We start from the raw sequence: 6,196 nt of genomic DNA on the forward strand, positions 1-6,196 counted from the left end.
TTTTTGCCTACCCAGAGCATAAACAAAGCAACCGAAAGCCAGGTGGTGAACTGGATTACCTCATTGGCCTGAGCCTGAATCGATTCCTGCGGTGTTTTCACGTTGTCCTCCTACCAGGTTATTCCCTCAAGGTCATCATCAAACCACCGCTCGGCCGTGGCCGACACCACCCGGGATGCTATTTTGGTCATGGCATCAGCGTGTCCCGGCTCCAGATCCTCAGCCCCCGACTGATGATGGCCCAGCTCGTGAATCAGGGTGTCGATGGTTGTTCTGGCGTGGTCCAACTGAAAGAGAGAAACATAGACCTCGCGGGTCGTCCGGCTGTAAAGGCCGGCGGTTCTCACCCGGTCGCTGGCCGGCGGGATGATGGCGGCATGCACATCTGGTGGTGTAGAAACCACCCGCCGCGTAATTTCCCTGGCCAGGGCAAGGTGCTTGAGCTGCAGCGGGTCCAGTTTTGAGTCGGGGATTACCTCGACCTCCCGGAGCCGCTCCTGGGAATCGCCGACCAGGCGTTCGTCACTGGTAATCACCCCGCGGAGCGCCCAGGTAACCATGTTCTGCATGTCAACGGACTTGTAGCCCAGGTGCTTTACCGTGCTATCCCAGCGCGGATTACAGCGGAGGACGGCATCATTGCCGAAGGTCTCCCGCCAGGCCGCACGCCAGGCCTCGGCGTTTTCTTTCATAATCAGGTCATATTGCTTGCCGCTCACCGGATCCACCCCCATTTCATAGCTGGACATGTTTACCCGGTGGTTTTCCTCAGCTTCCAGTAGGGGCGGGTCATGCGTCATGTTAAGGAATACTCTCAGGTGATCAACACTGGTAACGCAGCACCACAGCCTGCCTACATCAACCCACAGGTCGTCTTCGTTCCTGGGTCCGTGCCGGTCTGGAGCCAGTTCGAAGGACCAGAGGTTATATGAGTAAGGACTTCTTATGCTTTTCAGGAAGATGTCACGGGCAAATATCCGCGATGCCCCGGCTCCCTTCTCGTGCCAGCCGGTGGGTGGTGTCTCAGGGAAATGATGCTGTATGATCTGGTTATAGCGCTGCACGGGACGGGATAACAGGCTGGGGCCCTCGGTAATAACAGACGAGCGGGGGATATTAACGGCAAAGCGATCTTCAAAGGCCGTCCCGGTGTAGCCAACGATGTGAAAGGTGGTGCCGCTTTTCTGCCCGTCAGGTCTCCAGAGAGCCGCCAGGGTCTCCGCCCTGCCGTTTACCGGCTGCTCCAAAAAGATTATCCAGATCTCCCGCCCCATGGTTTCGACACGAACCGAATATCCCATCCGGGTTAAGGCCAGTCCGGCAATCTTCATCCCCTCGCCGTATTTGCCCCTGGCCCAGTCCGGCTTGAGCTTGGGTGGGCCGAGCAGGAAGTCGGCCACGGCCACTCCCTTACCCTCATCACGGATATATAGCCCCTCTTCATCATAGCCCCAGGTGTAGCGCTCACTTTCGTCAAGAGCGTTCTGCACAATATCCCGGATGGCTTCCCACTCACCCCAGTCCTGGCGCCAGGTGGAAGTGGGGCCGATAATGATGAGCTGCCAGCCCCGGGGCTCCCAGTCCCTGCGGTACTCCTCCATGGTCAACACCTGCGGTGGTGCGGTCTTTACTACCATCAGATCCTCCTGTTTACCCGGGTGATTGCCGTCTGGAAGGCGTTATCCAGCTTTTCCCGGTAGCCGATATCGTCAATGGTATAGGCCAGAAACTCGGGGCTGTCCGCCAGGAAATCAAGGCTTGTTTTTTCTTTCGGGTGCGAGGGGCGAAGCTTGGTGGGAATCACTGCCGGCGGCTTACTACCAGTTATCGTCTGATGCCTGACATGGCCTGGCTTGCTTATCATCCCTGTGGATGACAGGTATTCATAGCGAGGGTATTCCAGAGCCGGGGGCGGCAGCTCTTTCGGCTTCGGCTTACCCAGCGCGGTGCGAGAGTACATCTTGAGCATGCCGCCCACAAAGAGCCCCATGACAGCCGCCGTAAGGGCAAGCTGCATGAAGCCGGTAATTCCAAGCGTCTCACCAGGCAAAGGGCCCTCTTCTCCCGTAGTATAATCAATCGACACGCTGTCACCTGACCCGATAGTCTCCGCTTCACCAGCGTTTACCTCCAGGAAGTATCTCACCGGCGTTTCCTCTGTGATGAGATAACCTGGCGGAGCGCCCAGGACGATATCCACCACCTGCAGCGCTTCGCTCATAAAGATGATGTCGATACTAAATAGCATGGCCGCCGTGGTGACCTGAACCGGTTGTTCACTGCCCAGGTCAAAGAGCATACCTGCGCCGGCAGGCGTCGACTCCAGTCCCGAGAGACCGGCAGCCAGTTCTTCCGGGGTTACCGCCACGCTAGCCAGCCACTGCTTTTCTCCGATCGTTACGGTTGCTGTTTGCATTGCGCTTTCCTCCTATCGCGACACGTGATCAATCCATCGTGCCGCCCACTTCTTCTCGTGAGAGGTGGTGATCTTATTCCGGTAGCTCTCCGGAGCCGTTTTCATGCCGGCCCGAAAGGCCGCTTTAGTTAGAGGCCCAAAGGGCAGCTTGTCATAGTTAGCCGCCGCGGTTTCTATTCGGTCGGTGTATTTTCGCCTCATGGCCTCGTAGCTTCTGAGCAGGTTTGCTCGGCCTTTAGTGGCGTGGGGGACCAGGGCCGGATTATCCCGTTCGTACCGTGCTAACCGGCTCCCCCAGTTCGGATACGGCTCCGTTGGCCCGGTCTCCCGCGGCTCAAACTCCCGAATCAGCTCCTTGAAGAAATCATACTGTTCACGCTTTACCATTTCTCTCTCCTTTCGCTTTATTCTCCTCCCATAGCTTATCGAACCACTGTCTCTGCTCCTCTCCGGAGACCTTACGGTATCTCATGGTAGTGGCGATGCTCTGATGGCCCAGGTGCTCCTGCAGCATCCGGATCCCGTCGCCGCTGTCATTGATTTTCACGGCATGGACGGCGAAGGCGTCTCGCAGCCGGTGCGGACTCACGCCGTGTACCTTACCCGACTCAGCATTCTTGAGCCTGGGGAGCCCGGCCCTTTCGGCACAATGCCGCACTATCTGCCAGGCCCGGTGGCGGTTAATACCGAAGAGGAGAAGCCGGCCCCCTCTGGAACGAGGCCCTTTACGGCCTACGTATTCCTTAAGCATCCCCAGGGTTTCGGCATCAACCGGCAGAGTGCGAAAGCGCCGCTGTTCCCGAACCTGGGAAAGGGCCTGGTCGACATCAAATCCACAAACGGAGCAGAACCGGTGCGCCCGGGCCAGTCTTGCGCCGCAGCGCGGGCAGGAAAGCCTCACCCTCTCCTTAAGGTGCTTGATAGTAACCGTGCTCTCGCCAAAATCAATGTCATCGACCGTTATTCCCAGCGCCTCGGAAATACGGCAGCCCAGCCGAAACAAAAGCCGAATGAGCAGCCGGTCCCGCAGATATTCGGCGGCCTGCTCCAGTTTTTCTACATCTTGAGGTTCAAGATAAGCTTTGGTCATCTAAAATTACCTCATGTGGATACCGTGTACTTACTGGACATGCTGCCCTGGTCGTCCACACACTGAAAGGTCCTGCCCTTACCAACCATGGTTAATATGTTTCGCTCAATCTTGCCGGATTGCCCCGGCGAGAGAGTCATTGGATACACGTTATTGGTATACCAATCAACCCCGTCTCCTTGAGAGCCGATATAGAGCCTGACGTCATGTGTTTCGGTTACCGAGCCCGAGTTAGTGACCAGGATTTCGAAATACACCCTAACGCGCTCACCTTCGGGTACTTTCCAGGTGTTAGCATTGGAATAGGTAAAGCTGCTCATCACATCAGGTGAGATGATGATGCTGCCGATTTGCTCCTCAAACGGTGGCTTAAGATAACCCGGATCCACCAGTGACCTCAGGTACAAGGGATAGGTGTTTACCGGTATCCAGTCATCGTAGCTTTGCGGGCTAGGTGAAGAGCGGTACCGCTTCGTAGCGAGGTCCTTTTTAGCGGTTACGACATAGAGGTTATTGGGTGAGGTCAGATCGGCACGGGTTACCGTTACGCTAAGGAAGACAGCGTCGTAGTAAACTCCCAGATCCGGATTAGCCGGATAGTACAGCGGAAGTAGTCCGCATTCCTTGGGGAGCGCGATCTCGATTAACAGGCTGGAGCCTTCGGGGCACGCGGCAGGAGGAATATACAGTATGGCTTCCAGGGTGGTTCGTCCTCGGTAGCACGGGGCGATCGGGAAACTCATTGAATGCAGCATGACCTCCCCGCTACCCGTAATAATCACGTCTTCAGTAGCCTGGTAATGCCCGAGCAGGGTGGCTCCGGACCAGACGTCAAAGTACACAGGGTAGGTGCCGGCTTCAAGAGGCATGGTGATCGGGAAGCGCACGTTTTCGCTCTCCCCGGCATCAAGAGCAAACTCTTTGGTGTACAAAGCGACCATATTAACGCCCATGTAGAGAGTAGCCTTGTAGTCGAATGGAGCCGGAGTGGGGTTGGTCATCTCTACGACGGCGGTTTTAGCTTCCCCTGCATTAAACTCAGGCATGTTTACCTCCTTATTCCCAGGTTATCGGACCGACGCTTATGTCGGGGCTGATCTCAATCACGACGTCTTCGGTGGCCTGGTAGTGCTTGATTAGCGCACCAGCAACACTCACATCCAGATATACCGGATAGGAGCCTTCGGTAACCGGCATGTCGATACCGAAATCGACATACTGTGAGCCACCCGCGACGATGACGATATCCCCGGTGCCGGATGTGGCGACCTTACCGGCGCTCAGGTACAGCTCAACGGTATAGACAAACTCCTTAGCGGTAGGATTAGTGAGCAGCGCCCGGGCCGTCTTGTGTTCCCCGCCTTCGAATGTTGGGTCGGCCATCTCAAGGCTTTCGATTTCGACCTCAGGTTTGATTTTCATAGCAAACCTCCTCTTCATTTATTCCCAGATAATATCGATAAGCTCAGAAGGGTGTTCTGTTTCAAAATGGGTAATTAGCTCCTCTTCCGAAGCAAACTCCGCGCCGCACAGCGGGCACGTGTAGATAACCGGCGGAGCGGCCGCAGCAGGCAGGAACGCTGTTACCATTGTTAGACCCATCATCATTCCTACCATGCCCACCATACCGATCATCATCACTCGACTGGAATCACTCTCTTCCATAGTTACCTCCTAAACCGGCATATCAACCTTACCAAGGCGATCTGGATGTTGGTGGCCCATCTTAGGGGTATCACCAGAGGGCTGTTATAGGCATCCTTGTACCAGTAAGGCAGTTCGCTCCACCTCTTTAGATAGTGGTAGTCTTGTTCCAGGTGTTTTCCCGGCTCGGCGTCACCCATAACGCAGGCAATACCCTGATCGGGAGAAGGATCAAGGGTTAGCCAGCACCCGTCAGCGAGCGCCTCCAGCCAGAAGTGGCAGTCAAAAGGCGCGAAGAGGGTTAATAGCGCTCCGCCGGGTGGAGACGGCCTTGCCTCAACTATCCGCGTCCTGATCCCTTGCGCCTTGAGTCTCTGGGCAAGCAGCTCCGCCTTGGCGCCGCAGTGCCCCTTCTTTCTTCCTTCGGTGTATTTTGGAGCACCCCAACGAACACAGTAGTATTTCACCGCGTCCTTTACGTACCGATACTCTCTCGTCACGATCTCAGTCTCAGTCATATCATTACCTCGTAAAAGATTTCGACATGCCGGCCATCATCATGCCCACCATCCCCAGGCTCATTATTGGTATAACCATTCCGGTAATCTCAGACGTAATCAGCGCCGGTACACCTTCGGCCCCGTATAACTGGGCAAGCTTTCCGCCCGATGGGAGGCCGTATCCGTAAGTGTTGTCCTTACCGGCAGGTATTCCTTCAGGCTTTACCGCCACACTACTGATCACCTGTAAGAATTCCTCCATGGACAGGCTTGCGCCTGCTGCCGGGTCATTCCTCCTCATTATTTCCCACAGGTCAAAACCGGCGCCGACGGCAAAGGGAGCGGCGAAGCTGGTACCGCTCTTGACCACATAGGCATCATCACTGTGAGAAGAGGCCAGGTTGACGTTTGTTCCGTAGAACACAATGTCCGGTTTGACGTATCCTTCTTTGGTCGGCCCTCTTGACGAGTATTGAGATATCCCGAAGGGCGAAACATCCACCGCGCCCACCGCCCAGACCTCTGGATCACAGGCGGGGCATACGA

General features: G+C 55.9%; 9 protein-coding genes. All 9 read right to left on the reverse strand.

The window, feature by feature from the left end; all coding sequences use genetic code 11:
- Positions 1-110: 110 nt before the first annotated feature.
- Positions 111-1,637 carry a hypothetical protein gene (locus PHI12_12835; protein MDD5511676.1) on the reverse strand — a complete coding sequence of 509 codons (1,527 nt, stop codon included), beginning with the start codon at positions 1,635-1,637 and terminating at the stop codon, positions 111-113.
- Positions 1,637-2,416, reverse strand: a complete 780-nt coding sequence (locus PHI12_12840; protein ID MDD5511677.1) for a DUF192 domain-containing protein — start codon at positions 2,414-2,416, stop codon at positions 1,637-1,639. The genes PHI12_12835 and PHI12_12840 overlap by 1 nt, the downstream gene beginning before the upstream one ends.
- Positions 2,417-2,428: 12 nt before the next feature.
- Complete coding sequence (locus tag PHI12_12845) at positions 2,429-2,803, reverse strand: hypothetical protein (protein MDD5511678.1); 375 nt, start codon at positions 2,801-2,803, stop codon at positions 2,429-2,431.
- Positions 2,790-3,506 carry a tyrosine-type recombinase/integrase gene (locus PHI12_12850; protein MDD5511679.1) on the reverse strand — a complete coding sequence of 239 codons (717 nt, stop codon included), beginning with the start codon at positions 3,504-3,506 and terminating at the stop codon, positions 2,790-2,792. The genes PHI12_12845 and PHI12_12850 overlap by 14 nt, the downstream gene beginning before the upstream one ends.
- Before the next feature lie 11 nt (positions 3,507-3,517).
- Positions 3,518-4,552, reverse strand: coding sequence for a hypothetical protein (locus PHI12_12855; GenBank protein ID MDD5511680.1), 1,035 nt, complete (start codon positions 4,550-4,552; stop codon positions 3,518-3,520).
- A 10-nt stretch (positions 4,553-4,562) separates the two neighbouring features.
- A complete protein-coding gene (locus PHI12_12860) occupies positions 4,563-4,928 on the reverse strand; it encodes a hypothetical protein (protein ID MDD5511681.1) in 366 nt (121 codons plus the stop codon).
- A gap of 18 nt (positions 4,929-4,946) precedes the next feature.
- Positions 4,947-5,171, reverse strand: coding sequence for a hypothetical protein (locus tag PHI12_12865; GenBank protein MDD5511682.1), 225 nt, complete (start codon positions 5,169-5,171; stop codon positions 4,947-4,949).
- Positions 5,172-5,173: 2 nt separating this feature from the next.
- Entirely contained in the window at positions 5,174-5,668 is a 495-nt protein-coding gene (locus PHI12_12870; GenBank protein ID MDD5511683.1) for a transglutaminase-like domain-containing protein, read from the reverse strand.
- 4 nt (positions 5,669-5,672) lie between these two features.
- Positions 5,673-6,196: S8 family serine peptidase (locus tag PHI12_12875; protein MDD5511684.1), on the reverse strand; the 524-nt coding region annotated here is incomplete at its 5' end.

The sequence above is a fragment of the Dehalococcoidales bacterium genome (assembly GCA_028716225.1).
Classification (GTDB): Bacteria; Chloroflexota; Dehalococcoidia; order Dehalococcoidales; family UBA5760; genus UBA5760.